The sequence below is a fragment of the Micromonospora sp. WMMC415 genome (assembly GCF_009707425.1).
In the GTDB taxonomy this organism is placed as follows: domain Bacteria; phylum Actinomycetota; class Actinomycetes; order Mycobacteriales; family Micromonosporaceae; genus Micromonospora.
In genome coordinates this window covers 2,040,764-2,067,649 of the sequence record NZ_CP046104.1, presented here as the reverse complement: position 1 = coordinate 2,067,649, position 26,886 = coordinate 2,040,764, and the positions used below count along the sequence as shown (strand labels likewise).

The following is a 26,886-nucleotide window of genomic DNA, read 5'->3' as shown; positions in this document are numbered from 1 at the left end:
GGCTCTCTGGAGGTCCGGTGGAAGGCGAGCAGAACGCCGATCTGATCCGCGCCCAGCTCCGTAGGCAGCGGACGCTGGTCGGCATGAACCAGGAGGAGTTCGGCAAGCGCGCGAACTACTCGGCGTCGACGGTGTCCGCTGTGGAGACCGGAACCCGGCCGATCGACCTGCCGTACGCCCGGCGGGCCGACGAGATCCTGGGAACGGGCGGCCTCTTCGAGTCCCTGCTGCGGTCGGCGCAGCGGGACAGCCTGCCGACCTGGTTCAAGCCCTGGCTGGAAGCCGAGCGCGAAGCCCAGCAGCTCCGGTATTTCAACCCACTGTTGATCCCGGGCCTGTTCCAGACGGAGAACTACGCCCGCGCGGTGTTCCGGCTCGTCGACACCCGCCCGGAGCAGGAGGTCGAGCAACACCTGGCCGCCCGGCTGGAGCGGCAGGAGATCCTGAACCGGGAGCACCCGCCCCAGGTCGTCGCCGTGATCGACGAGTCCGTGCTGCGCCGGGCCGACGCCATCATGGGGGAGCAGCTCGCCCACCTGCTGCGCATGGCCGAGCTGCCCTACGTCCACATCCATGTCGTCCCGGCGGGCGCCGGCCTGTACATCGGCCTGGACGGGCCGCTGGCTTTGGCGATGCTGCCGGACGGCGGCTGGGTCGGATGTCTCGACCACCAGGCCGGCAGTGCGGCGGTTGGCACCGAGGAAAAAGTGGCTACGCTTCTGGCCAGGTGGGAAGGCGTGCGCGGCGCGGCCCTTCCCGAAGCGATGTCGGTCGCCCTGGTCAAGGAAGTAGAGAGCCAGCATGGACCTCAGTAACGCCCGGTGGCGGACGTCCACGCGGAGCACCTCGGCAGGCGGCGAGTGCGTCGAGGTGGCTGACAACCTGCCCGGCGTGGTGGCCGTCCGCGACAGCAAGGACCCGGCGGGCCCCGTGCTCGCCTTCGGGCCGGCGACCTGGAGGGCGTTCGTCCGGTTCGCCAAGCAGCACTGACCGAACCGCACGGACAGGCCCCCAAGCGCGAGGCTGGGGGGCCTCTCCATGCCAATCGGAAGATCTTGGAAGATTTCGGCCCTTCCAGGGGCCGTTTCCCTCCAAGATCCCGACACGAGACGGCCGCGCCCGGCTCCGGAAACGCCCGGAGCGGGACGTTTCACCGCTCGGCGAGGAAAGTGCCCCGGATCGGGATTGGCGATCAGCAGGAAGAGGGAATACCGGGGGCGAAGGAGGAGCCATGTCGCCCACGCAGGTAATCGTCATAGTCGTCGTCGTACTGGTGATCGTGGCACTGGCCGTCGCGGGCCGGACGTACGCCCGCCGCCGGGCTTTGCGGTCCCGGTTCGGTCCCGAGTACGACCGTCTCGTCGCGGAACAGGACAGCCGCACGGCCGCCGAGCGGGAGCTACGCGACCGGGAGCGCCGCCACGCCGAGCTGACCCTCGTCCCCCTCTCCCCCGAGAACCGGGCCCGGTACGCCGCCGCCTGGGAGGAACTCCAGGTCCGCTTCGTCGACTCCCCGGGGGAGACCGTCGGCGAGGCGGACGAACTGGTCACCCGGCTCGTCGCCGAGCGGGGCTACCCGACCGGTGACTTCTCCGACCAGATCGCCCACCTCTCCGTCGAGCACGCCCGCACGCTGACCCACTACCGCGACGCCCACGAGATCCACCTGCGCAACTCGCGTGGCGAGGCGAGCACCGAGGAGCTCCGCCAGGCCGTCGTCCACTACCGGGCGCTCTTCGCCGACCTGCTCGGCGAGGACCCGGTCGGGCAGGGCACGACCACCGACGAACCCGACGGACACCGCCCTCACGCCGAACAGCCGGCCGCGCAGCGCACGACCACCGACGAGCCGGACGGACACCCCGCCCACGCCGAGCAGCCGGCCGGGCACCGCCTGCCGGAGCAGCGGGACCCCGAGCGCCCAGACGTCACGAGCCGCTGAGGAGACCACCATGCGTCAGGACGAGCAGCAGGCGACCGACCACCCGGAGGCCGTACGCTCCGCACCCGTACCGGTGCCACCGCCGGATGACAGCGCCGGCAAGACCGACACGGGCGGCAAGGCCGACCCGGCGGACCGGACGGAGGTGCCCGAGGACGCCCTCGACGACCGCGGGACGTTCGACGATCCGCGGGTCACCGGCGACCGGGACACGGGCGACGACGACCGGAACGCCGGCGACCGCGACCGGGACCGGCGGGCCGATGCCGAGAGGCGCCCGGAGTTCCACGAGCCCGGTCCGGTGCCGACCGCCTTCGGCGCCACCACCGTGGGCGGTGCGGTCGCCGCGTCCGCCCTGGCCAGCGGCCGGCCGGAGGACGAGCCGGACCCGCGGACGGAATCGACCGCCCGGCCCGGCGACGGCGCCGAGAGGGGCGAGCGCGAGGGTTGGCGCGCGGACCCGACCGCCGAGTTCCGCGGTGGCCCGGGCTGGGAGGAGCGCCGGCACGAGCGGGCGGCGGCGTTCGACGGTGACGGGGCGACGGGCACGGCGACCGTGGTGCCGCCGGGCGCCACCGAGGGCCGGCCGGAGCGGCGCGCCGACCTCACGACCTGGGGTGGCGACCCGGACGCCGCCGCGGCCGGCGCGACCGGGTACGGCAGCGCGACCCCGAGCATGGTCGACCCGGACTCCGTCTCCCCCGACGCGGACCCGACGCTGGCCGGCACGAGGGCCGACATCGACGCCGCCGGTGCCGGCACGACCGGCTCGCTCGGGGCGGCCGGGACGGCCCGGCCGGCCGGGTCGACGGTGGCGGCCGAGCCGGCGACGCTCTTCGACACCGGCGAGGCGCAGGGTTTCCGCGACCGCTGGCGGGACGTCCAGCTACGCTTCGTCGACGACCCGCGCGCGGCGGCCGGCGAGGCCCAGGCGCTGGTGGACGAGGCCATTCAGGCGCTCGCCTCGGCCCTGTCGGCGCAGAAGCAGAAGCTCGGTGCCTGGCAGGACGCCGGCTCGGCGGACACCGAGCAGCTGCGGATGGCGGTACGGCAGTACCGGGACTTCCTGGACCGGGTGCTCGGCCGCTGAGGTGTCGCGGCATGCGCGGACCGGCCGGGCCGGTCCGCGCATGGCGTCCGCCGCACGGGGTACGCGAGGAGGTAGCGAACGCGCGTGCGGACAGGAGGGCGACACCATGACCGATCGTGACCGGGACCGACCGCTGGAGGAGAGCCCCGAGGTGGCCGCGGCGGTCGAGGACGACACGGGGGTCCCCCAGTTGATGACGGGCGGCGCCGCCGATCGGGACAATCCGGCCTTCACCGAGCCTGGCGACCGCCCGATCGGAGGTGGCGGGCCGGACGACATCATCGGCGACCCGTACGCCGCCGGCACCGGCGCGACCGGCACCGGCACGGGCGCCGGCGCGGACAACATCCGCACCGGCGCCGAGCAGCCCTGGGAGCCGGAGGACCTGGTGGCCGCGCGCGGTCAGGACCTGACGCCGGAGAACATCGAGAAGGCCCGCCGGGATCTGGCCGAGCTGGGCCAGGCGGCGATCGAACGTACGGTCCCCTGACCGGCCGGGCCACGCCCGCCGGCAGGCCGCGGCCGGCGCCGGTACCGGCGGGCCGGCACGCACGAGGGGGCCCCTGGCCCGACCGGGACGGTCGGACCAGGGGCCCGGGGAACCTGCCGCTGGAGCGCCTCACCTGAGTCCAGCGGCGGGTGGGCGCCGGAGGTCAGGACAGCGGCGGGTACGCGTTCTGCATGAGCTGCTGGAACTGCGCCGGGAACCAGGCCCCGGAGATCGGCGCGTCGGGCAGCGCGCCGGTCGCGTTGTTGCCGTTGCGGGGGTTGCCGCCGTACGTCGGGTCGCACATGCGGTCGAAGCCCTTGCCCTCGTTGTTCGGGATCTCCTTGCTGGAGCCGTCCGACTCGCCCGGGGGCTTGACCCACACGTACGCGTCGATGCCCGGCTCCGGCGCGGCCTTCGGCCGCTCGCCCAGTCCGGCGCCGGACTGGTTGCACCAGTTGCCGGCGTGGATCCGGCGGTCGACCCGGCCACCGTCGACGTACGCGTCCACGCTGGTCGACGGGCCGGAGCCGGTCGGCCGGGCGGTGCCGCCCCAGCCGTTGCGGGACGTGTCGATCAGCATGCCGATGTTGGCGTCGAAGCCGACCTGGACCAGCTTGTTCCGGAACGCCTGGGCGAACGACAGCTCGTCGACGTACTGGTTCCAGTCCACCCACTTGGACTGCCGCACCGTCTGACCGTTCACCGTGTCGGTGATCCGGACGTACGGCTCGCGCAGCGCCGAGTAGTTGGCGGTGTTGACGATGAAGCCGTGCACGTTGGCCACGGTGCTGCCGGAGGCGACGGCCGCCGACTTCAGCATGTCGGCGGTGGGGCCGAAGTTGCTGTCCCAGCCGATCCAGCCGTGGTGCGCGGCGTCGATGTAGTTGTAGACGTTGGGGACGGCGCCCAGCTTGGCGAGGGCGTACCCGACGCCGTTGACGTACGCGCCGTTGGCCTTCACGGTGTCGCACATCGCGGTGCCGCCCGGGTTGCCGGAGGTGTTGGTCACCAGGTTCGGCAGCGAGTCGATCTCGATGATGTTGATGATCCGCAGGTTCCGGTACTTCGCGTCACCCTGGATCGCGGCGATCGGGTCGATGTACTCGGCCTTGTAGCGCGGCAGTTCGTCCGGGCCCAGTTCACCGTTGGAGGCCAGTGCGGCGCAGTCCCGGCCGGGCAGGTTGTAGATGACGAACTGGATGTAGTTGGCGCCCTGCGCGAGCGCCGCGTCCAGGTGGTCCCGTACACCCATGGCGCCGTTCGAGCTGCTGTCCGGGGTGCCGTTGATGGCGGCGATCCGGTCCAGCCAGACGGCGGTCGGGTTGTTCGAGACCCGGTTGCCGCCGGACACCGACTCGGCCTTGGCCTTCCACTCCGGGTTCACGTACCCCCGGGCGTTCAGGTACGGGTTGTCGACCCGGGGACCGCCGGGCGGCGGTGTCGTGGGCGGCGGGGTGGTCGGCGGCGGCGTCGTGGGCGGTGGGGTCGTCGGCGGAGGGGTGGTGGGCGGCGGGGTGGTGGGTCCGCCACCGCCGTTGCAGGTGACCCCGTTGAGGGTGAACGAGGTCGGCTTCGGGTTGCTGCCGCTCCACGAGCCGTTGAACCCGATGCTCACGGTGGCGCCACTGGCCACCGAGCCGTTGTACGACTCGTTCTGCGCCGTGACGTTCTGGCCGGACTGGGCGTACCGGGCCGACCAGCCCTGCACCACCCGCTGCGAGCTGTTGGGGAACGTGAAGCCGAGCGTCCACCCGTTGAGCGCGTCACCGATGTTCCTGATGTTGACGGTCGCGGTGAACCCACCCGGCCAGTCGTTGGTCGTGTACGACACCTCGCACTGCGTCGCCGCGTGGGCCGTGGTGACCGGTAGCGTCACCAGCCCGCCCGCGACCAGGGCGCCCGCGCCGGTGAGCGCGAGGGCCCGGCGTGGGCCGGAGAGCCTTCTCCACACATTCATGCCACAGATCTCCTTGGGCGAGACCGGGACCGCAAGCGGCCCGGCGGAACGGCCCGGCGGGCACGGACGGCCTACCGGCGCCATCGGGGATGTGTTCGGGGGTGCCCGACCCGGACGGGCGGTGGTGGTGTGCCGGACCGGCGACGCTACGACGGTCGGCCGGCGGGATCGTCGTCCGGCGGACCGGTTGCCCTCGACTCCCTGCCGATGCGCGGTGCGTGGCTCCCCGCGTTCGACGATTCTTGCATGGGAGCGCTTCCATAGCAATGCCCCGATGGCTGTCGGTCCGGTGGCGCGGGGACGTTTCCCCCATCCGCCCCGGCCGGCGTCGGCACCTCCCAACAGGTCTGGAACGCCCCGGGAACCGGCAACATCGGCGGTCGGTCCCGGTACCGGTCGTACCGGCCCTACCGCCCGTGACCTCCACAAAGTGGAAAAGACGAATCTTTCCCTTCATACGTCGTGAATCGGTCTAACGTCGGGCGTAGCTCGGTTGTCGCCGAGTCCAGGACAAGAGGGATGGAGTGACGCAGGTCATGGCAAACAAGATGCTCGGGAAGGTCGTAGCGGGTGCCGCTCTCGGTGGCGCCTCCCTGCTCGTATTCACGCCAGGGATCGCGTTCGCGGACGACCACGACCACCACCGCAACGACAAGGACGGCAAGGTCATCGCCAAGCCGCACGTCGTCAAGCCGGGTGAGAAGGTCAAGCTGCTGCAGATCTGCGAGGAGCCGCAGAAGCACGCGTTCGCCTGGTCGAAGGTGACCGGCAAGGTCAAGCTCGAGCCGGTCAAGCACGACAAGGACGACAAGCGGCACGACGACGACAAGCGCCACGACGACAAGCGCCACGACGACAAGCGCCACGACGACAAGCGCCACGACGACAAGCGCCACGACGACGACAAGCGCCACGACGACGACAAGCGCCACGACGACAAGCGGCACGACGACGACAAGCGCCACGACGACAAGCGGCACGACGACAAGCGGCACGACGACAAGAAGGACGACTGGAAGAAGGACGACCACCGCAAGGACGGCAAGGACGACAAGCGTCCCGAGCCGGACGAGACCATCACCATGCGGCCCGACGGCTACGGGGGCGGCGCTGCCGACGACTCGGAGCACGGGAAGGACCGCAAGGACTGGAAGGGCGACGAGTACGGCCAGGACGCGGAGGGCCGTGACTGGAAGGGCCACGAGGACGACAAGAAGCGCGAGGACGACAAGCGGCACGACGACGACAAGCGGCACGACGACAAGCGGCACGACGACGACAAGCGGCACGACGGCAAGCGGCACGACGACGACAAGCGGCACGACGACGACAAGCGGCACGACGGCAAGCGGCACGACGACGACAAGCGGCACGACGACAAGCGGCACGACGACGACAAGCGCCACGACGACGAGAAGTCCAAGGACCACGGCAAGGACCGGTGGGAGCACAAGAAGGACTTCGTCTACTACGGCGAGGCCAAGGTCGACAAGTGGGCCAAGCCGGGCGTCTACAAGATCGAGGGCTCCTGCGGCGATGGCAAGCTGGTGGTATTCCCCAAGGGCGGGGTCGACGGCGGTGACGGTGGCATGACCGCCGGCACCGACCAGGGCCTGGCCGCCGGTGGGGCGGGCCTGCTCGGTGCCGCCGCCCTGGGTGGCCTGGTGCTGCTGCGCCGGCGTCGGACCGACGGTGCTCTCGTCTGACATGACGACGACACGCGCCGGCGGCCGTCACGGGTTTCCGTGGCGTGCCGCCGGCGCCGCGGTCGTCGTCCTGCTCGCCATGGTGGGCTCGGGCCTGATCGGGGCCTCGCTCAAGGACGCCCCCGCTCCCCGGCCCCCACAGCCGCTCGCCCAGGCCGGACCCGCCTCCAGCGGCCCGGTCGAGGCCGAGCCCGACGCCGCCGGCCCGATCGAGGCCGACCTTCCGGCCGAGGGCGGCGATCCGGCCGAGGGCGGCGATCCGGACGTGGTCGCTGCGCCGACCCCCGCCGGACTGCCCCGGTCCGCCCCCACCCGGATCGCCATTCCCCGGATCGACGTCGACGCGTCGATCATGAAGCTCGGGACCAACCCGGACGGAACGGTCGAGGTGCCTCCTCTGAAGCAGGCACACCTGGCCGGCTGGTACGAGCCGGGACCCAGCCCGGGCGAGGTCGGCAACTCGGTGATCGTCGGGCACGTCGACTCGGCCGCGATGGGCCCGGCGGTCTTCTTCTCCCTCGGCGCATTGCAGCCGGGTGACCGGATCGACGTCACCCGGGCCGACGGGCGGCAGGTCGGCTTCACCGTCGAGTCGGTGAAGGCGTACCCGAAGACCGCCTTCCCCACCGAGCAGGTCTACGGCCCCACCGACAAGGTCGGGCTACGGGTGGTGACCTGCGGCGGCATCTTCGACCGGACCGCCGGCAGCTACCCCGACAACATCGTCGTCTTCGCCAGCCGGGCGGAATGACGCGCGGTGCGACGCGGCCCGGCGGTCGGACGAGCCGACCGCCGGGTCGCGTGCGGCATCACGAGGCCGCGGAGGTTCGCACCAGCGTCCGGATCTGGCGCAGCAGCACCGACAGGGCCGCCAGGTCGGCGCGGGATTCGTCGAACTCCCCCATCGCCCGTTGTGCCCGGTGGATGGAGGTCGCGTTCGACTGCTCCCACTGGTGCACCCTCTCGTGCGGCGGCAGGGTGTCCGGCGTGGAGTCCAGCACCTCGGCGGTGAGCGCGGCCAGCGCCGCGTACAGGTCGTAGCGCAACGCCATCCGCGCGAGGGTCTGCCAGCGGTCCTCCCTCGGCAGCAGGGAGATCTTCGACAGCAGCGAGTCCACCCGGAACCGGTCGGAGAGCACGAAGTAGACCGACGCCACCTCGCCCACGTCCCGGCCACTGCTCGCCGCCGTCTCCACCACGTCGAGCAGGCCGAAGCTGTACATCAGCCGGACGGCGTGCTCGGCGAGGTCCCGCGGCAGGCCCTTGGCGGCCATCGAGTCGATGTGCGCCGCGATGGCCTCCCGCTCGCTGCCGTAGAAGAGGGTCTCCATCCCGGGCAGGAGGCGGGCCACCCCGTCGCGCAGACGGGCGATCTCCGCCGGCACGTCGATCGGCGACCGGCGGTTGGTCACCAGCCACCGCACCGCCCGGTCGAGCAGCCGCCGGGTGTCCAGGTAGACACCCGTCTGGAGCTCGGGGGCGATCCTGTCGTCGAGGGCCTCCACCGCGGCCCACAGGTCACGCAGCCCGAACACCTCGCGGACCACGACGTACGCGCGGATCACGTCGGCGGCGCTGGCGGCGGTCTCCTCGACGACCCGGAAGACGAACGAGATGCCGCCCCGGTTGATCGCCTCGTTGACCAGCAACGTCGTGACGATGTCCCGGCGCAGCCGGTGCCGGCCCATCCGGTCGGCGAACCGCTCCCGCATCGGGGTGGGGAAGTAGTTGACCAGGACGTCGGTCGTCCACTCCTCGTCCGGGAGCCCCTCGGTCAGGATCTCCTTCTCCAGCGCGATCTTCACGTACGCGAGCAGCACCGCGAACTCCGGCGCGGTCAGGCCCGACTCGGTCCGGATCGCGAGTTCCTCGTCCGGCGGCAGGGCCTCCAGCGCGCGGTCCAGCGCCCCGGACCGCTCCAGCTCGCTGATCATCCGCCGGTGCACCGGGAGCAGGGACGCGGCCTGGGCCTGGGCGTTGTTGATCGCCCGGGCCTGGTCGTAGTTGTCCCGCAGCACCAGGTCGGCGACCTCGTCGGTCATCTGGGCGAGCAGCTCGTCCCGCTCGGCGACGGTCAGCTCCCCGTCGGCGACCGCCGTGTTCAGCAGGATCTTGATGTTCACCTCGTGGTCGGAGCAGTCCACCCCGGCCGCGTTGTCGATGAAGTCGGTGTAGATCCGGCCGCCCGCCAGGGCGTACTCGATCCGCCCGTGCTGGGTGAAGCCCAGGTTGCCGCCCTCGCCGATCACCCGGCAGCGCAGGTCCTTGCCGTTGACCCGGATCGCGTCGTTGGACTTGTCGCCCACCTCCGCGTTGGTCTGGCTGGACGCCTTCACGTAGGTGCCGATGCCGCCGTTCCAGAACAGGTCGACCGGCGCGGTCAGGATCGCCTTCATCAGCTCCTGCGGCGACATCTGGGTGACGTCGTCGTCGAGGCCGAGCACCGCCCGGACCTGCGGCGTGATCGGCACGGACTTGGCCGTACGCGGGTGCACCCCGCCGCCCGCCGAGATCAGCTCGGGGTTGTAGTCCTCCCAGGACGACCGGGGCAGGTCGAACAGCCGCTTGCGCTCCTCCCAGGAGGTGGCGGCGTCCGGATCCGGGTCGAGGAAGATGTGCCGGTGGTCGAACGCGGCCACCAGCCGGATGTGCTTCGACAGCAGCATCCCGTTACCGAACACGTCGCCGGACATGTCGCCGACGCCGACGGCGGTGAAGTCCTGCGTCTGGGTGTCGTGCCCCAGCTCACGGAAGTGCCGCTTCACCGACTCCCACGCGCCGCGGGCGGTGATGCCCATCTTCTTGTGGTCGTAGCCGGCGGACCCGCCGGAGGCGAACGCGTCGCCCAGCCAGAAGGTGTGCGCGGTGGAGATCTCGTTGGCGATGTCGGAGAACGTCGCCGTGCCCTTGTCGGCGGCGACCACCATGTACGGGTCGTCGCCGTCGTGCCGGACCACGTCCTCCGGCGGCACGATCTCGCCGCTGAGGATGTTGTCGGTGACGTCCAGCAGCGCGGAGACGAACTCCTTGTAGCAGACCACCGCCTCGTCCCGGTCGCCCGGCTTCTGCTTGAGCACGAAGCCGCCCTTCGCGCCGACCGGCACGATCACCGCGTTCTTCACCATCTGCGCCTTGACCAGGCCGAGCACCTCGGTCCGGAAGTCCTCGCGCCGGTCGGACCAGCGCAGACCGCCACGGGCCACCGGCCCGAAGCGCAGGTGCACGCCCTCGAAGCGGGGCGAGTACACGAAGATCTCGAACTTGGGCCGGGGTGCCGGCAGGTCCGGGATCGCCTGCGGGTCGAGCTTCACCGCCACGTACGCCTTCGGCCGCCCGTCGGCGCGCTTCTGGTAGAAGCTGGTCCGCAGCGTGGCCTGCATCAGCGTCAGGAACGACCGGAGGATCCGGTCCTGGTCGAGGCTGGCCACGTCGTCGAGCGCGGCGTGGATCTCGCTCACCAGCTCCTTGCTCTGCTGCTGGCGCTGCTCGGCACCCATCGCCCCCGGCGCGAACCGGACCTCGAAGAGCCGCACCAGCAGGGCCGCGACCCGCGGGTACGCGATGAAGGTGGACTCCATGTAGTCCTGCGAGAAGACCGTGCCGGCCTGCCGCAGGTACTTCGCGTACGCCCGCAGCACGACCACCTGCCGCCAGGTGAGGCCGCCGCGCAGGACCAGCTCGTTGAACCCGTCCACCTCGGCCTCGCCGCGCCAGGCCGCCGCGAACGCGTTCTCCACGTGCGGGCGCACCTCGGCCAGGTCGTGGTGCCCCTCGGGCAGTCGCAGGCCGAAGTCGTACAGCCAGATCCGGCCGTCGACGCGCTCCACCTCGTACGGGTGCTCGTCGACCACCTTCACGCCGAGCGAGTGCAGCACCGGGAGCACCGCCGACAGCATCATCGGCTCGCCGTACCGGTAGACCTTGAACCGCACGTCCATCGACTCGTCGACGTCCGCGCCACGGCCGGCGCGCGGCGCCACCTGCTTGCGGAACAGGTGCATCTCCAGCTGGCCGGGCTCCTCCAGCAGCTCCAGCTTCGCCAGGTCCTTCATCGCCTCGTACGGCGTGTGCCCGTCCTTGTAGCCCTCGGGGAAGGCGTCGGTGTACCGGGCGAACAGGTGCTTGGCCTGCTCGTCGCCGAGCTTGCGCTCCAGTACCAGCCGGTAGTCGTCGTCCCAGAGGCGGGTGGCGTCGGCCAGCTCCTCGGCGAGCAGGTCGGCGTCGATGTCACCCGGCGGCTTGGTCGGGTCGGTGCGGACGATGAAGTGCACCCGGGCGAGCATCGACTCGGTGACCCGGGTGGTGTAGTCCACCCCGACACCGTTCAGCTCCCGCAGCAGGATGTCCTGCATGCGGAGGCGGTTCTGCGTGGTGAACCGGTCCCGGGGCAGGTAGATCAGGCAGGAGATGAACCGGCCGTACGCGTCCCGCCGCAGGAACACCCGCAGCTGCCGACGACCGGCCATGCGCAGCACACCGATCACCGCGTGGTACAGGTCGTCGGTCTTGATCTGGAACAGCTCGTCGCGCGGGTAGGTCTCCAGGATCTGGAGCAGGTCCTTGCCGGAGTGGCTGCGCTGGCTCAGGCCGGACCGGTCGAGCACCTCCGCCACCTTGCGCCGGACCACCGGCAGCTCACGCACGCTGGTGCGGTACGCGGCGGTGGAGAACAGGCCGAGGAAGCGGCGCTCTCCGACCACCTCGCCGGCCTCGTCGAACACCTTGAAGCCGATGTAGTCGAGGTACGCGGAGCGGTGCACGGTGGCCCGCGAGTTCGCCTTGGTGATGATCAGCAGGCGCTTCTCGGTGACCTTCTCGTGCGCCTCCGGCGTCATCGACGCCAGCGCCCGGGCCTCCGTGGAGTCCGAGCGCAGGATGCCGAGGCCGGTGCCGAGGACGGCCTGCAACGCCTTGCCGTCGCCCGCGCCGGGCGCGTCCACCAGGCGGTACTCCCGGTACCCGAGGAACGTGAAGTGGTCGTGGGCGAGCCAGCGCAGCAGCTCGACCGAGTCGGTGATGTCCTTCTCCGGCACCGGCGGTCGGTTGTCGCTGGTGCGGGCGGCGGCCAGCTCGTCGGCGAGGGCCAGGGCGCGCTGGCGCATCTTCGGCCAGTCCTCCACCGCCTCGCGCACGTCGGTCAGCACCCGCTGGAGCTCCCGGCGCAGCGTGTCCCGCTCGCCGGCGTCCCGGACCGGGTCGATCTCGATCCGCATCCAGCTCTCGACCAGGTCACCGGCGATCGCGTCGTCGGGCTCCACGTCGGCGGCCACCTCGACCAGCCGGCCGAGCGGCTCGCGCCGGACCACCAGCAGCGGGTGGACCAGCAGGTGCACGTCGAGGTGGTGCGAGTTGAGCAGGGCGGTCACCGAGTCCACCAGGAACGGCATGTCGTCGGTGACGATCTCCACGACCGTGTGGTGCTGGTCGGTGTCGGGTGAGTGGATCCGCAACTTCAGCTCGCCCGGTACCCGCTGCTCGGCCAACTCCCGGTGGGTGCGGGCCGCGTCGATCATCTCCTCGGCGGTGAAGCCGATCAGCTCCTCGTCCGGCGCGAACCGCCAGTAGCGGCTGACCAGGGTCGCCAGGTCATGATCGTCGCCGGCGAGCGCGACCGCCTGGGCCACCAGGCGCTCCGCGTTGGGTACCGGTTCGTCGAGTTCCGCGTCCTCCACGTCCTCGGCCAGCGCGTCGGCGGGCAGGCCCAGGTCGTAGATCGTGTCGACGCTCGAACCGGTCAGACCGGTCACGCCGGTGTCGACCTCGCCGTAGCCGTCGGAATCGGTTGCCGAATCGAAGTTGTCGTCCCGGCTGGTGTCAACCTGCCGGAGATCGGGTCCCGGTTTAGTAGCCGGACGCCGGTCCATCGGTGCCACTCCCCTCGACCCACCGCGTTGTGGGTCACTCTGCCGCCAGCCTAGGCCCTGCCGAAACGCGCCTTGGTCGGCGGACCACAGTGCGGACGTCCGGATCGGGACTGTCGTCCTTTCACCTGGTTGCGGGTACGCGGTTGGCCCGTCCCGGGATACCCCGCCGCGGGTTGTTCATCACACCGTCACGGGTCCGTCTTTCCGCCAACCCGCCCCGAGCGGGGACGATGCGGACGGCGGGGGCGTACTACGGTGCAGGAAGTCCAGACCTCGGGGGATCGTTCCATGCGCCTGTCGTACCGCCGCCGTCACCATCCGTCACGTTCTTCGTACGCGCTCCTCACCGCAGCCCTGCTCGTCGCCGGCGGGCTCACCGCCTGCTCGGGCGAGGACGGGCCGGCCCGCAGCGTGGACGCCTTCCTGAAGGGCTGGCGTTCCGGGGACCTCCAAGCCGTCGGCTTCGTCGACGCCACCGGCGCGCGGGTGCCGGCCGCCGACGTCACGCGGGAGATCAAGGAGCTCTCCGGTGAGCTGGCGGCCACCCCGCCGGAGCTGCGCCGTACCGGCGAGCCGACGGTCACGTCGGGCACCGCGACCGCCACCGTACGCGTCGAGTGGACGCTGCCCGGCGACACCCGCTGGGCGTACGACCGTCCGGTGCGGCTCGCCCGGGGCGGCGACGACGAGTGGCAGGTGATCTGGGAGCCGCAGGTCGTCCACGAGCAGCTCACCCGGGGCGACCGGCTGGGGCTGCGCCGGGAGTCCGGTCCCCGGGCGACGGTGCTGGACGCGGCCGGCCAGCCGCTGGTGGCGCCCCGGCCGGTGGTCCGGGTCTCCCTCGTGCCGCAGGAGGTGAAGGACGTACCCGGCGTGGTCCGGAAACTCGACGCGGCGTTCAAGGCGATCCGGCCGGCGCTCGTCCCGCCGGTGGACCTGTCCGACCTTCCGAAGCGCCTCGCCGAGGCCAAGCCCGACGCGCGGGTCGAGGTCGTCACGCTGCGCGACGAGGCGTACCGGCAGATCAAGCCCCGCATCTACGAGCTGCCCGGCACCCGCTTCCCGACCGACAAGCTGGACCTCGCGCCGACCCGCGAGTTCGCCCGCGCGGCGCTCGGCACGGTCGACCCGGCGCAGGCCGACGACCTGGCCAAACACCCCGACCGGTACGCGCGTGGCGACCTGGTGGGCCACGGCGGCCTCCAGGGCCGGTACGACGAGCGGCTGCGCGGCACCCCGGGCCTCACCGTCGTCGTCTACCGCCCCGGCCCGGAGGGCACCCTGACCCCCACCGGCACCGAACTGTTCCGCCGGGAGTTCCGCCCGGGCGAGCCCCTGAAGACCACGCTCGACGTCGCGACGCAGAAGGCCGCCGACACCGCGCTGAGCGCCGAGAAGCGACGCGCGGCCCTGGTGGCGGTCCGCATCAGCGACGGCGCCGTGCTCGCCGCCGCCAACGGCCCCGGCCCGGCCGGGGAGAACCTGGCCTTCACCGCCCAGGTCCCGCCCGGCTCCACCTTCAAGATGGTCAGCGCGCTGGCCCTGCTCGACCGGGGCGCGGTCACGCCGGACCAGCCGGTGGAGTGCCCCAAGACCCGCGAGGTCGACGGCCGGTCCTTCAAGAACTCGGACGACTTCGCGCTCGGATCGGTCCCGTTCCGCACCGACTTCGCGAAGTCCTGCAACACGGCCTTCGTGGCGCTGGCGCCGCAGCTCGGCGCCGACGGGCTCGCCGTCACCGGCCGCGCGCTGGGCCTGGAGGCCACCTGGGACGTCGGCCTGGACGCGTTCTCGGGCAAGGTCTCGGCGAACGGCGGCCCGACCGAGCAGGCCGCCGCGGCCATCGGCCAGGGCACCACGGTGGTGAGCCCGCTGGCCATGGCCTCCGCCACCGCGGCGGTCGCCCGCGGCCGGTTCGTCCAGCCGAAACTCGTGCTCGACCCGGCCCCGGCGAAGCCGGCCGCCGACGGGCCGGAGCTGAAGGCCGAGTCGCTGACCGCGGTACGGGCGATGATGCGCGAGGTGGTCACGGCCGGCAGCGGCAGTGCCCTGGCCGACGTGCCTGGCGGCCCGGTCCACGGCAAGACGGGCACCGCCGAGTACGACGACAACCCGGCGAACACGCACGCCTGGTTCGTGGGCTGGCAGGGCGACGTCGCCTTCGCGGTCTTCGTCGAGCGGGGCGGCTCCGGCAGCGGCACGGCGGCCCCCATCGCCGAGCGCTTCCTCCGCGCCCTCCCCCGCTGACCGCCGGCCCGACGACCGGGCCCCCCGCGCCCGACCGCGAGGGACCCGGGTCGGCGCTGCCCGCCGGCGAACGGCGGTCCACACCGTGCCGCCGGTACGGCGGTGTCCCACGCGGGGGACACCGCCGTGCCGGCGGCGTCGAGTCGATCATTCCGCCAGCGGCGGACGGAGAGCGGTCAGACGGCGCCGGCCGCCGCCTGCGGCGGGTCGTCGTCGGTCGCCGGCCGGCCGTCACCGCCCGGGTCGAAGCCCGGCGGCAGCGTACGGCGCAGCAGGCCGGGCCCGGCCGAGGCGGGCGGCCCGACCGGCTCCAGCCGGTCGGCGGGCGGGATCTCCGGCACGCCGGGCCGCTCCCGCCGGTCGTCCTTGGGAACGGCCGGCTGCTCCCGCCGGTCGGTGCGCAGCCCGGCAACCGCCGGCAACGTCCGCGGGTCGACGCGAGGCTCGGGAACGGCCGGTGACTCCCGCCCGTCGACACGCGATTGGGGAACGGCCGGCGACTCCCGCCCGTCGGCGCGCGGCTCGGGAACGGGCGCCGACTCCCGCCGGGCGTCCTCCCGGTCGCCCAGGAGCCCGGGCCCGGGCGCGGGCAGGGATTCCGGGTCGGCCGTGGGCCGGGCCGTACCCCGCCGTGGGGCGGGAGCGGCGGGTGCCTCGGGCAGCAGCCGGGGCGGCACCGATCCCGGCGCGGAGACCGGCCGCAGACCGGCCACGAGAGTGTTGACGATCTCGGCGGCGTACGACCCGTCCGGGTCGTAGTCGGGGTCGAAGACGGTCAGCTCGACGCCGAGGCAGTGCGGGGTGTCGACCAGGCCGGCGAGCAGGATCTCCAACTCGGCGAAGGCGATGCCGCCGGGATCGGGGGCGTCGACCGCCGGCATCACCGCCGGGTCGAGCACGTCCACGTCGACGTGCACCCAGTAGCCGGCGCAGTCGGCGAGTTGCTCGTGCGCCCACTGGGCGGTGCGGGCCGCGCCCTCGGCGCGCAGCGCCGGCACCGGCCGGGTGGTGATCCCGGCGGCCTGGAGGTCGAGCCGGTACTCGTCCTGCGCGCGGATGCCCAGCACCACCACGTCGATGTCCCGGAAGTACGGGCGCCGCCCCTCGATGGCCGCCAGGTCGGCCTGCCCCCGGCCGGTGACCAGAGCCAGGTCCTCGCCGGCCGCCGCGCCGACGTACGAGGCGTTGCCCGGGTGCCGGAAGTCGGAGTGGCCGTCGACGAAGACCAGCCCGATCCGGCCGCCGACCGCCTCGCCGAGCCGGTGCATCGCCAGCGCCGAGCCGAGCAGCACCGAGCAGTCGCCGCCGAGCACCAGCGGGAACTCCCCCCGGTCGATGATCGCCCCGATCCGTTCGGCGAGCGCCACCGAGTAGTCGGCGATCTCATGGGCGTGGCACACGCCGTCGCCGGGCCGCCAGTCGCCGGGGTCGTACCGGGGCGGGGTCAGGCAGCCGGCGTCACGCGCGCGGAGCCGGGCGAGCAGCCCGTGGTCGCGCAGGGCGCCGGGGGCCTTGGCGCAGCCCGGCACCGAGGTGGGCGTGGGCGGGCGCAGGCCCAGGTTGCTGGGCGCGTCGAGGACGGCGATCCGGCGCATCATGGGCTCCCGTCCTCGAGGTGTCGGAGCGGGCCGGCCGGGGTGCACCGGCCCGCGCTGGCGTGGTCAGGGTCAGAAGAGGGCGCTGGCCAGTGCCCGGCGGGCCGAGGCCACCGCGGGGTCGTCGGGGCCGGCGATGGTGAAGAGGCCCACCAGGTGCTGGCGAACCTTCTCCCGGTCGTCACCGGCGGTGCGGCGGACCAGGCCGACGAGGCGCTGGTAGGCCTGCTCGGCCATGCCGCTGAGCACCTCGATGTCGGCGGCCAGCAGCTGCGCGCCGACGTCGTCGGGGTCCGCGGCCGCGGCGGCGAGCGCCGCCTGCGGATTCGCGCCGGCGACCCGGCGGGCCAGCCCGACCTGGGCGAGCCCCGCCTCCGCCGCGACGTCCGACGGGGTCTCGGCGAGGATCTTCCGGTACGCGCGCTCGGCGGCGTCGAGGTCGCCGCTCATCAGCGCGTCGTCGGCCTCGTCCAGCCGGGGGTCGGCGGGCTCGGCCACGGCCACGCCGCCGGCCTTGAGGATCGCCTGGATCCACTGCCGCAGCTGGGCCTCCGGCACCACTCCGGAGAACGCGTCGACCGGCTGGCCGCCGACGACCGCGTACACCATCGGGATGCCCTGCACGCGGAACATCTGCGCGAGCCGGGGGTTGGCGTCCACGTCGACCTTGGCGAGCACCCAGGCGCCGCCACCCTCGACGGCCAGCCGCTCCAGCACCGGGGAGAGCTGCTTGCAGGGCTCGCACCACTCGGCCCAGAAGTCGACCACGACGGGTGTGCTGAGCGACCGTTCGAGGACCTCGGCCTGGAACGTCGCCTCGGTCACGTCGACGACTGTGACGGCGCTGGCGGGGGCGCCGCCGGGCGCGCCGGCCGGTGGGCCGGACTGGACGGGCGCGGAGGCCGGGGTGGGGGCGGGGGTGCGCAGCGCGCTGAGGTCGACCGCGCCGCGGGTGAAGATCGACGAGGTGATCCGTGGGTCGCTCATGGTTATCTAGTCTCGCACGCGCTACGCCGATCTCCCTTCATCGGCGAGGCCGAAGGTCACAGTTCTCACCCCAGCTCAGGGCCCGTCCCACCGCACCCCCGCGATGGTGCGCTTCCGGTCGCCGGTTCGCGGCTTACGGGGGCTTTCGCCTCGGCAGCAAGGGCACGATCGCGGGGGCGCAAGGGGGTCAGAAGCGCGCGGGCTCCCGGTAGACGCCCCATTCGGCGCGGAGGGCGTCACAGATCTCGCCCAACGTGGCCTCGGCGCGGACCGCGTCGAGCATCGCCGGGATCATGTTCTCGTCGGTACGGCTGGCCGCCACCATCCGATCGAGCGCCGTCTTGACGGCCGCCTCGTCCCGGGTCGCCTTCCGTTCGGCGAGCACCCGGCGCTGCTCCAGCTCCACCTCGTGCGAGATGCGCAGGATCTCCAGGTCCTTGGCGACCGTGCTGGTGTGGCAGTTGACCCCGACGATCTTCTTCTCGCCCTTCTCCAGCGCCTGCTGGTACGCGAAGGCCGACTCGGCGATGTGCCCGGTGAACCAGCCGTCCTCGATGCCGCGCAGGATGCCGGACGTCATCGGCCCGATCTGGTGCGGCCCGTCGCCGCCGAGCTGCCTGATCCGGGCGAAGATCTCCTCCGCCTCGGCCTCGATCCGGTCGGTGAGCGCCTCGACGTACCAGGACCCGCCGAGCGGGTCGGCCACGTTGGTCACCCCGGTCTCCTCCATCAGCACCTGCTGGGTACGCAGGGCGATCTCGGCCGACTCGTCGGTGGGCAGCGCGAGGGTCTCGTCGAGGGCGTTGGTGTGCAGCGAGTTGGTGCCGCCGAGCACCGCCGCGAGGGCCTCCACGGCCGTACGGACGACGTTGTTGACCGGCTGCTGGGCGGTCAGCGAAACGCCGGCCGTCTGCGTGTGGAACCGCAGCCACTGAGCCTTCTCGCTGGTGGCGCCGTAGACGTCGCGCAGCCAGCGGGCCCAGATCCGGCGGGCCGCCCGGAACTTGGCGATTTCCTCGAAGAAGTCCACGTGGGAGTCGAAGAAGAAGCTCAGGCCCGGCGCGAAGACGTTCACGTCCAGCCCGCGCGAAAGGCCCAGCTCGACGTACCCGAACCCGTCGGCGAGGGTGTACGCCAGCTCCTGCGCGGCGGTCGAGCCGGCCTCGCGGATGTGGTAGCCGGAGACGGAGAGCGGCTTGTAGCGCGGGATCTCCCGGGCGCAGTACTCCATCAGGTCGCCGATGAGGCGCAGGTGCGGCTCGGGGTCGAAGAGCCACTCCTTCTGCGCGATGTACTCCTTGAAGATGTCCGTCTGGAGCGTGCCGTCCAGCTTCGACAGGTCGGCACCCTGCCGCTCGGCGGCGACCAGGTACATGCAGAACACCGGCACGGCGGGCCCGGAGATGGTCATGCTCGTGGTGACGCCGGCCAGGTCGATGCCGTCGAAGAGCACCTCCATGTCGGCGGCGCTGTCGACGGCGACGCCGCAGTGCCCGACCTCGCCGAGCGACTGCGGGTCGTCGGAGTCGCGGCCCATCAGGGTGGGCATGTCGAACGCGACGGACAGGCCGCCGCCGCCCGCGCCCAGGATCATCTTGTAGCGCTCGTTGGTCTGCCGCGCGTTCCCGAAGCCGGCGAACTGCCGGATCGTCCAGGCCCGCCCGCGGTAGCCGGTCGGGTGCAACCCCCGGGTGTACGGGAATTCGCCCGGCCAGCCGATCCGCTCGAAGCCCGGCCAGGCCACTCCCTCCGGCGGCCCGTAGACCGGGTCGACGGCCATCCCGGAGAGGGTGGTGAAGTCGGCGTCCCGCTTGCGCGCGGCGTCGTAGCGGGCCTGCCAGCGTGCCCGTCCGGCGGCGATCTCGTCGGCGTTCATCCGCGGGGCTCCTCCTCGAGTCCTCGACTGCACCCCGAGTGTAGAGCCCCGACCTGAACGATCGCTAAGGAAGTTCGTACCGGCGGGTAACGTGCCCCCTCGTCAGGAGGCGATCTGGGTCAGCAACTGGTCGGCCGCCGCGTACGGATCCAGGGACCCCTCCGCCACCTTGGCGGCGAGCGCCGGCAGCTCCGTACCGTCGCGCAGTGAGCCGATGCGGTCGCGCAGCGCGCCGAGAGCGATCGCCTCGATCTCGGCGGCGGCCCGCGCCTCCTGCCGGCGGCGCAGCTCGCCGTGCTCGACCAGCCAGCCGCGGTGCTTGTCGATCGCGGCGGCGATGTCGTCGATCCCCTCGCCGCGCGCGGCGACCGCCCGCACCACCTGCGGCCGCCACTGCCCCGGCCCCCGCTCGCCCAGGGCGATCATGCCCTGGATGTCGCGGACCGTGGCGTCGGCGCCGTCCCGGTCGGCCTTGTTGACCACGAAGACGTCGGCGATCTCCAGGATGCCGGCCTTCACCGCCTGGATGGCGTCGCCCATCCCGGGCGCGAGCAGCACCAGCGTGGTGTCCGCGAGCGAGGCGACCTCCACCTCGGCCTGCCCGACGCCGACGGTCTCCACCAGCACCACGTCGCAGCCGGCGCCCTCCAGCACCCGGACCGCCTGCGGCGTGGCCGCCGAAAGCCCGCCCAGGTGACCGCGGCTGGACATCGAGCGGATGTAGACGCCGGGGTCGGTGGCGTGGTCCTGCATGCGGACCCGGTCGCCGAGGATCGCCCCGCCGGTGAACGGGCTGGACGGGTCGATGGCCAGCACCCCGACCCGGTGGCCACGCGCCCGCAGCGCCCGGACCAGCTCGTTCGTGGTCGTGGACTTGCCCACGCCGGGCGAGCCGGTCAGGCCGACCACCTGGGCCTGACCGGCGTACGGCGCGAGCGCCGCCGCGATGCGCGGCAACGCCTCGTCGCCGGACTCGACCAGCGTGATGAGCCGGGCCACCGCGCGGGGGTCACCCGCGCGGGCCCGCTCGACGAGCATGGGTACGTCCCGGCTGCGGCGCACCGGCGTCGCCGCGGCCGGGGCGTCGTCGACGGCGTCAGTCACCGCACCTCTTCCGTTCACGACTGCGGGCTCGGTGGGCCCGATTCACTCTCGCCCACCGTGCCCCTTCCGGATCAGGCCCGCGGGGCTCGCGGGACCGTGCTCACTCCTGGCTCTCGGCACCGGCCGGAACGTGGATGATCAGGGCGTCGCCCTGGCCGCCACCGCCGCAGAGCGCCGCCGCGCCGGTGCCGCCACCACGCCGCTTCAGCTCCAGCGCCAGGGTCAGCACCAGCCGCGCGCCGGACATGCCGATCGGGTGGCCCAGCGCGATGGCGCCGCCGTTGACGTTGACCTTCTCCGGGCTGATCCCGAGGTCCCGCGTGGACTGGATGCCCACCTGGGCGAACGCCTCGTTGATCTCGATCAGGTCGAGGTCGTCGACGCCCAGGCCGGCCTTGCGCAGCGCGTGCTGGATCGCGTTGGACGGCTGCGAGTGCAGCGAGTTGTCCGGGCCGGCGACGTTGCCGTGCGCGCCGATCTCGGCCAGCCAGGTCAGCCCCAGCTCCTTCGCCTTGGCCTTGCTCATCACCAGCACGGCGGCGGCGCCGTCGGAGATCGGGGACGAACTGCCGGCGGTGATGGTGCCGTCCCTGGTGAAGGCCGGGCGCAGCTTGGCCAGGGACTCGGCCGTGGTGTCCGGGCGGATGCCCTCGTCCTCGCTGACCACCAGCGGGTCGCCCTTGCGCTGCGGAATGACCACCGGGGTGATCTCGTCGGCGAAGTGGCCGTTCTTCTGGGCGGCGGCGGCGCGCTGGTGGCTGGCCGCGGCGAAGGCGTCCTGCTCCTCGCGGCTGATGCCCTTCGTGGTGCCGTGCCGCTCGGTCGACTCGCCCATCGAGCAGCAGTCCCAGGCGTCGGAGAGACCGTCGAGCGCCATGTGGTCCTTGATCACCACGTCGCCGTACTTGTAGCCGCCGCGCTGGCCGAGCAGCAGGTGCGGGGCGTTGGTCATCGACTCCATGCCGCCGGCCACGACGACGTCGAACTCGCCGGCCCGGATCAGCTGGTCGGCCAGCGCGATCGCGTCCAGGCCGGAGAGGCACACCTTGTTGATGGTGAGGGCCGGCACGGACATCGGGATGCCCGCCTCGACGGCCGCCTGGCGGGCCGGAATCTGGCCGGCGCCGGCCTGGAGCACCTGCCCCATGATCACGTACTGGACCTGCTCGGGGGCGACGCCGGCGCGCTCCAGCGCCGCCTTGATGGCGATGCCGCCGAGCCTGGTCGCGGGGAGGTCCTTGAGGTTGCCCAGCAGGCGCCCCATGGGGGTCCGCGCGCCGCTGACGATCACCGAAGCCATACCTGCCTCCGAGGGGGGTGCCGACCTGTACGCCTTAACGATTGTTCGGCCAGACTAGCGCCATGGCTGAGAACTCCCCCGTCGAGTCCGCTGCGGACTACATCACAGACATCGGGCTGCGCCGCATCGACCACGTCGGCGTCGCCGTCCCCGACCTGGACGCCGCGATCGACTTCTACCAGCGCACCTTCGGGATGCGCTGCGTGCACACCGAGACCAACGAGGAGCAGGGCGTCCGCGAGGCGATGCTGGCGGTCGGCCCGACCACCGAGGGCGGCTGCGTGCAGCTGCTCGCCCCGCTGAGCCCGGAGAGCACCATCGGGCGGTTCCTCGACCGCAACGGGCCCGGGGTGCAGCAGGTGGCGTACACCGTGGCCGACATCGACGTCGCCTGCGCGAAGCTGCGCGAGCGCGGCGTCCGGCTGTTGTACGAGGAGCCGAAGCGGGGCACCGCGAACTCCCGGATCAACTTCGTCCACCCCAAGGACGCCGGCAACGTCCTGGTCGAGCTGGTCGAACCCGCCTGAAAGGAAGGGCCCCTTGTTAACGCCTCGTGCATAGCAGGGGGCCCCTCTTAGAGGGCGCGCAAATAGGTCGGCGGGGATGAGCCGGGTAGGAGGTGGGCACAGGCGTCAGTGATCATGAAGGTTCCTACGCCTAGTGATCACTGGAACGCCTGTGCCCGCTGTCCCATCATGGCTGAGCGACCCCTTGTGGGACCAGTTCGCCGCGCTGCTGCCACCCCGCCCCGCTACCGATCCCACCCATCCGTTGGGCTGTCACCGCCGGCGGGTCGCCGACCGGATCGTGTTCGACAAGTTGCTGCAGGTGCTGCGGTTCGGCTGCTCCTACCAGGGCATCGCCGACTCGACCTGCTCGGCCACCACGATCCGCAACCGCCGTGACGAGTGGATCCGCCTGGGCGTGTTCGCCCAGCTCAAGACGATCGCGCTGAACGCCTACGACCGTCTCGTCGGGCTGCTGCTGGACGACCTTGCCGTCGATGGGTGCATCACCAAGGCGCCCGGCGGTGGCGAGGTCGCTGGCCGTTCACCGGTCGACCGCGGCAAGCAAGGCATGAAACGTTCGGTCATGGTCGACGCCCGCGGCATCCCACTGGGCCGCGTCCTGGCCGGCGCCAACCGCCACGACTCCCCGCTGCTGGAATCCACCCTGGACCGGCTCGACGACCTCGGCCCGCTGCCCGGCACCATCACCGTGCACCTGGACGCCGGGTACGACTCCCAGAAGACCCGCGACCTGCTCACCGCCCGCAGGCTGACCGGCGAGATCGCCCGCAAGGGCGTCAAAGCCCCGGTCCAGGCCACCCAGCGGTGGCACGTCGAGCGCACGAACGCCTGGCACAACGCCTTCAACCGGCTACAACGCTGCTACGAACGCAAAGAAGACGTGATCAACGCCTACTTCGACCTTGCCGACGCCGTCATCACCATCCGTAGCCTCATCCGTCAGGCGTGGATCCTGTACCGGTGGGACACCCGCCCCACCCGCCGACCATGAAACCCACCTATCTGCGCGACCTCTTAACACCCCGCCGAGCACGGCGCTGCGCGGTTCACCGCTCACCCGGGCAGCTTCACGCATCGGCCGATGCGGTTTTTCACAGAGGACTTCCGACTCTAGCTACCGTTCAGTAACGTCCGGCCCCACAGCAGCGCGGCCGGTGCCGGATGTGTCGGATGCCGACATGGTGGAGCGGCCGCACCGGCGCCGACGATGGCAGCACCCGTGCCCGCGACGCGCGGGTGCGGACGAACGGGAGGTCGACGTGCAGGACATCCTCGAAGCGATCATGGCGGCGGAGGGCTCGGCGCAACCGGAGCGCGAGCTGGCCGGCGTCGCCGGACTTCCGGTACCGGAGTCCTACCGGGGCGTCGTCGTGCGCGCCGACGAGGCGCGGATGTTCGACGGGATGACGTCCCGGGACAAGGACCCACGCAAGGCGCTGCACGTGCAGGAGGTGCCCACCCCGGAGCTCGGCCCCGGTGAGGCGCTGGTCGCCGTGATGGCGAGCGCGATCAACTACAACACCGTCTGGACCAGCATCTTCGAGCCGGTGTCGACCTTCAAGTTCCTCCAGCGCTACGGCCGGCTCTCCGAGCTCACCAAGCGGCACGACCTCCCGTACCACGTGGTCGGCTCGGACGCGGCCGGCGTCGTCCTGCGGACCGGCCCGGGCGTGACCCGGTGGAAGGCGGGCGACGAGGTCGTCGCGCACTGCCTCTCGGTGGAGCTGGAGGACGCGGCCGGTCACGACGACACGATGCTCGACCCGCAGCAGCGGATCTGGGGCTTCGAGACCAACTTCGGCGGCCTCGCCGAGCTGGCCGTGGTCAAGGCCAACCAGCTCATGCCGAAGCCGCGTCACCTGAGCTGGGAGGAGGCGGCGAGCCCGGGCCTGGTCAACTCCACCGCGTACCGGCAGCTCGTCTCCCACCACGGCGCCAACATGAAGCAGGGCGACGTCGTCCTGATCTGGGGCGCCTCCGGCGGCCTCGGCAGCTACGCCACCCAGATGGCGCTGAACGGCGGCGCCATCCCGGTCTGCGTGGTCTCCTCGCCGGACAAGGCGGAGCTGTGCCGGAAGATGGGCGCCGAGCTGGTCATCGACCGAGCCGCCGAGGGCTTCCGGTTTTGGAAGGACGAGCAGACCCAGGACCAGGACGAGTGGCGCCGCTTCGGCGAGCGGATCCGGGAACTGACCGGCGGTGAGGACCCGGACATCGTCTTCGAGCACCCGGGCCGGGAGACCTTCGGCGCCAGCGTCTACGTGACCAAGAAGGGTGGCACGATCGTCACCTGCGCCTCGACCAGCGGCTACCAGCACCAGTACGACAACCGCTACCTGTGGATGCACCTGAAGCGGATCGTCGGCAGCCACTTCGCCAACTACAAGGAGGCGTGGGAGGCGAACCGACTCATCGCGCTCGGCAAGATCCACCCCACCGTCTCGAAGACGTACGCGATGGAGCAGACCGGCCAGGCCGCGTACGAGGTGCACCGCAACGCGCACCAGGGCAAGGTCGGCGTCCGCTGCCTCGCCCCGGCCGACGGGCTCGGCGTCCGCGACCCGGAGTTCCGCGCGCGGCACGAAGAGCGCATCAACCGGTTCCGCGGCCACTGACCGTACGGACGAGGCGCCGGCGACCATTGCGGTGACCGGTGATTGCCTTTCCACCGGCCGCGCCGGCCGCCATTCGAGTGGTACGAGGTCACGACGAGAAAGGGCCGCGGGGTCTTCTCCGCGGCCCTTTTCCGTGCCCCGCCGCAGGATCTCCGCCGCGGCCGGGAGCTGCCAAGATCGCCGGCCGGTCCGGCCCCTCCGGACGCCACCGAGTTGACCATGTAAAGAGGACACGAAAGCTCGCGGACGCTCTTGCGAAGGACCCCGGGGCGTCTGCCAGTATGTCCCAATGCCCCAGCAACAGTCCTCCCCTCTTGCGTTCTTCGATAACGCGAACACCCAGCCCGATTTCACTGTCGGCCTCCGCGGTTACAACACCGGCCAGGTGGACGACTTCATCGGCCGGCTGACCGCCGCACTGACCCAGTCGGAGCAGGCGCGGGCCGAGGCCGAGCAGCGGATGAACGACGCCCAGCGCCGGCTTCGCCAGGCCGAGCAGCGCATGGGCGCCCTGGAGCAGAAGCTCACCGAGACCAACAAGCAGCTCGAGGAGAACAGCCGGCCGACCCTCTCCGGCCTGGGCACCCGCGTCGAGCAGATCCTCCGGCTCGCCGAGGAGCAGGCCAACGACCACCGCAACGACGCCAAGCGGGAGTCCGAGGGCATCCTCTCCGCCGCCCGCCTCGAGGCGCGGGAGATCACCGACAAGGCGCGCGCCGAGGCGGCGGCGATGAAGGCCACCGCGGAGCGCGAGGCGGGCAACGTCCGCACCGCCGCCGAGCGGGAGGCGGCCGAGGTCCGCGTCCAGGCCCGCCGCGAGGCCGAGACGCTGCGCGCCGACGCCGAGCGGGAGACCAAGCAGCTGCGCACGGTCACCGCGCACGAGGTCGCCGAGCTGAAGTCGACGGTCGAGCGGGAGGTGGCCACGCTCCGCGCGACGGCCGAGCGGGAGATCACCCAGCAGCGGGCGAAGGCCGCCCGCGAGGCCGAGGAGAAGCGCGCCGAGGCGACCAAGCTCCTCACCGACGCGCGGGACAAGCGCGACAAGGACCTGCAGGCCCTGGAGCTGCAGCTCGCCGAGCGCCGCGAGAAGGCCGAGCGTGAGGAGTCGGAGCGGCACGCCACCCAGGTCGCGCAGACCCAGAAGCTGGTCAGCGAGGCGGAGCAGCGGGCGCGGGCCGCGCAGGAGCGGGCCAAGGAGATCGAGCAGCGGGCCGAGGCCCGCCGGGTCGAGTCGGAGCGCACCGCCACCGAGACGGTGGAGAAGGCGAGGGCGCACGCCGAGAAGACCCTCAGCGAGGCGAAGGCCGAGGCGCAGCGCCTGCTGACCGAGGCCCGCACGGAGGCCGAGCTCACCACGCAGGCGGCGCGCCGCGAGGTCGAGGACCTGACCCGCCAGAAGGACGCCGTCACGTCCCAGCTCGGTCAGATGCTGTCCGGGCTCGCCGGCATCGTGCCGGGCGTTCCGGCCGCGAAGCCGGAGGCGAAGACCGAGGGTACGGAGGCGCGGGCGACCGCCGAGGCGTCCAGCTGACCGGCCCGACCGGGGCATGATCTACGGCGCGGGGTGACACCGGGTGACC

18 protein-coding genes and 1 pseudogene are annotated in these 26,886 nt (G+C 72.2%); 12 read left to right on the top strand and 7 right to left on the bottom strand.

The features are described 5' to 3' along the window. Window positions 1–17: 17 nt before the first annotated feature. The 5 genes from GKC29_RS10025 to GKC29_RS10005 all read left to right on the top strand — a co-directional run bounded on the left by GKC29_RS10025 (window position 18) and on the right by GKC29_RS10005 (window position 3,522). The gene (locus GKC29_RS10025; protein ID WP_155330561.1) at window positions 18–815 is read left to right on the top strand and encodes a helix-turn-helix transcriptional regulator; all 798 of its coding nucleotides are present in this window, start codon (window positions 18–20) and stop codon (window positions 813–815) included. Then, complete coding sequence (locus GKC29_RS10020) at window positions 802–990, top strand: DUF397 domain-containing protein (protein ID WP_155330560.1); 189 nt, start codon at window positions 802–804, stop codon at window positions 988–990. The genes GKC29_RS10025 and GKC29_RS10020 overlap by 14 nt, the downstream gene beginning before the upstream one ends. Window positions 991–1,231: 241 nt before the next feature. Beyond that, on the top strand, window positions 1,232–1,942 hold the full coding sequence (locus GKC29_RS10015; protein WP_230688978.1) for a hypothetical protein: 711 nt from the start codon (window positions 1,232–1,234) through the stop codon (window positions 1,940–1,942). Between the two features lie 10 nt (window positions 1,943–1,952). Continuing rightward, window positions 1,953–3,032 carry a hypothetical protein gene (locus GKC29_RS10010; protein WP_155330559.1) on the top strand — a complete coding sequence of 360 codons (1,080 nt, stop codon included), beginning with the start codon at window positions 1,953–1,955 and terminating at the stop codon, window positions 3,030–3,032. Between the two features lie 106 nt (window positions 3,033–3,138). Next, the gene (locus GKC29_RS10005; RefSeq protein ID WP_155330558.1) at window positions 3,139–3,522 is read left to right on the top strand and encodes a hypothetical protein; all 384 of its coding nucleotides are present in this window, start codon (window positions 3,139–3,141) and stop codon (window positions 3,520–3,522) included. Between the two features lie 163 nt (window positions 3,523–3,685). On the opposite strand, the gene GKC29_RS10000 is transcribed toward GKC29_RS10005, so the two are convergent. Then, window positions 3,686–5,479: a glycoside hydrolase family 6 protein gene (locus tag GKC29_RS10000; protein ID WP_155330557.1), complete on the bottom strand. Its 1,794-nt coding sequence runs from the start codon at window positions 5,477–5,479 to the stop codon at window positions 3,686–3,688. Between the two features lie 536 nt (window positions 5,480–6,015). Between GKC29_RS10000 and GKC29_RS09995 the strand changes: the two genes are divergently transcribed. Together GKC29_RS09995 and GKC29_RS09990 are read left to right on the top strand one after the other, a co-directional pair. Next, window positions 6,016–7,185, top strand: coding sequence for a hypothetical protein (locus tag GKC29_RS09995; protein ID WP_155330556.1), 1,170 nt, complete (start codon window positions 6,016–6,018; stop codon window positions 7,183–7,185). Between the two features lies 1 nt (window position 7,186). After that, window positions 7,187–7,936 (top strand): class F sortase, encoded by a 750-nt coding sequence (locus GKC29_RS09990; protein WP_155330555.1) that lies wholly within the window; start codon window positions 7,187–7,189, stop codon window positions 7,934–7,936. 58 nt (window positions 7,937–7,994) lie between these two features. Here GKC29_RS09990 and GKC29_RS09985 read toward each other — a convergent pair whose 3' ends face one another. Further along, window positions 7,995–13,049: an NAD-glutamate dehydrogenase gene (locus GKC29_RS09985; RefSeq protein ID WP_155330554.1), complete on the bottom strand. Its 5,055-nt coding sequence runs from the start codon at window positions 13,047–13,049 to the stop codon at window positions 7,995–7,997. A 288-nt stretch (window positions 13,050–13,337) separates the two neighbouring features. Here GKC29_RS09985 and GKC29_RS09980 point away from each other — a divergent pair, with 288 nt between their 5' ends. Next, on the top strand, window positions 13,338–15,296 hold the full coding sequence (locus GKC29_RS09980; protein WP_155330553.1) for a penicillin-binding transpeptidase domain-containing protein: 1,959 nt from the start codon (window positions 13,338–13,340) through the stop codon (window positions 15,294–15,296). Between the two features lie 509 nt (window positions 15,297–15,805). Here GKC29_RS09980 and GKC29_RS09975 read toward each other — a convergent pair. From GKC29_RS09975 to GKC29_RS09955, 5 genes and pseudogenes are all read right to left on the bottom strand, one after another. Then, a pseudogene (locus GKC29_RS09975) lies at window positions 15,806–16,894 on the bottom strand (arginase family protein); the annotation flags it as partial. A gap of 69 nt (window positions 16,895–16,963) precedes the next feature. Further along, entirely contained in the window at window positions 16,964–17,878 is a 915-nt protein-coding gene (locus GKC29_RS09970; RefSeq protein WP_155330552.1) for a tetratricopeptide repeat protein, read from the bottom strand. Between the two features lie 187 nt (window positions 17,879–18,065). Further along, window positions 18,066–19,754: a methylmalonyl-CoA mutase gene (locus GKC29_RS09965; RefSeq protein WP_155330551.1), complete on the bottom strand. Its 1,689-nt coding sequence runs from the start codon at window positions 19,752–19,754 to the stop codon at window positions 18,066–18,068. Window positions 19,755–19,856: 102 nt separating this feature from the next. Next, window positions 19,857–20,858 carry a methylmalonyl Co-A mutase-associated GTPase MeaB gene (gene meaB / locus GKC29_RS09960; RefSeq protein ID WP_155330550.1) on the bottom strand — a complete coding sequence of 334 codons (1,002 nt, stop codon included), beginning with the start codon at window positions 20,856–20,858 and terminating at the stop codon, window positions 19,857–19,859. Between the two features lie 100 nt (window positions 20,859–20,958). Continuing rightward, entirely contained in the window at window positions 20,959–22,158 is a 1,200-nt protein-coding gene (locus tag GKC29_RS09955; protein ID WP_155330549.1) for an acetyl-CoA C-acetyltransferase, read from the bottom strand. A gap of 62 nt (window positions 22,159–22,220) precedes the next feature. Here GKC29_RS09955 and mce point away from each other — a divergent pair, with 62 nt between their 5' ends. The 4 genes from mce (at window position 22,221) to GKC29_RS09935 (ending at window position 26,837) form a co-directional block, all read left to right on the top strand. Further along, complete coding sequence (gene mce, locus GKC29_RS09950; protein WP_155330548.1) at window positions 22,221–22,685, top strand: methylmalonyl-CoA epimerase; 465 nt, start codon at window positions 22,221–22,223, stop codon at window positions 22,683–22,685. 151 nt (window positions 22,686–22,836) lie between these two features. Further along, window positions 22,837–23,679 carry an IS5 family transposase gene (locus GKC29_RS09945; RefSeq protein ID WP_155328897.1) on the top strand — a complete coding sequence of 281 codons (843 nt, stop codon included), beginning with the start codon at window positions 22,837–22,839 and terminating at the stop codon, window positions 23,677–23,679. 268 nt (window positions 23,680–23,947) lie between these two features. Continuing rightward, window positions 23,948–25,303, top strand: coding sequence for a crotonyl-CoA carboxylase/reductase (gene ccrA, locus GKC29_RS09940; protein ID WP_155330547.1), 1,356 nt, complete (start codon window positions 23,948–23,950; stop codon window positions 25,301–25,303). Window positions 25,304–25,592: 289 nt separating this feature from the next. Next, window positions 25,593–26,837, top strand: coding sequence for a DivIVA domain-containing protein (locus GKC29_RS09935; protein WP_155330546.1), 1,245 nt, complete (start codon window positions 25,593–25,595; stop codon window positions 26,835–26,837). The last annotated feature ends 49 nt before the right edge of the window (window positions 26,838–26,886 follow it).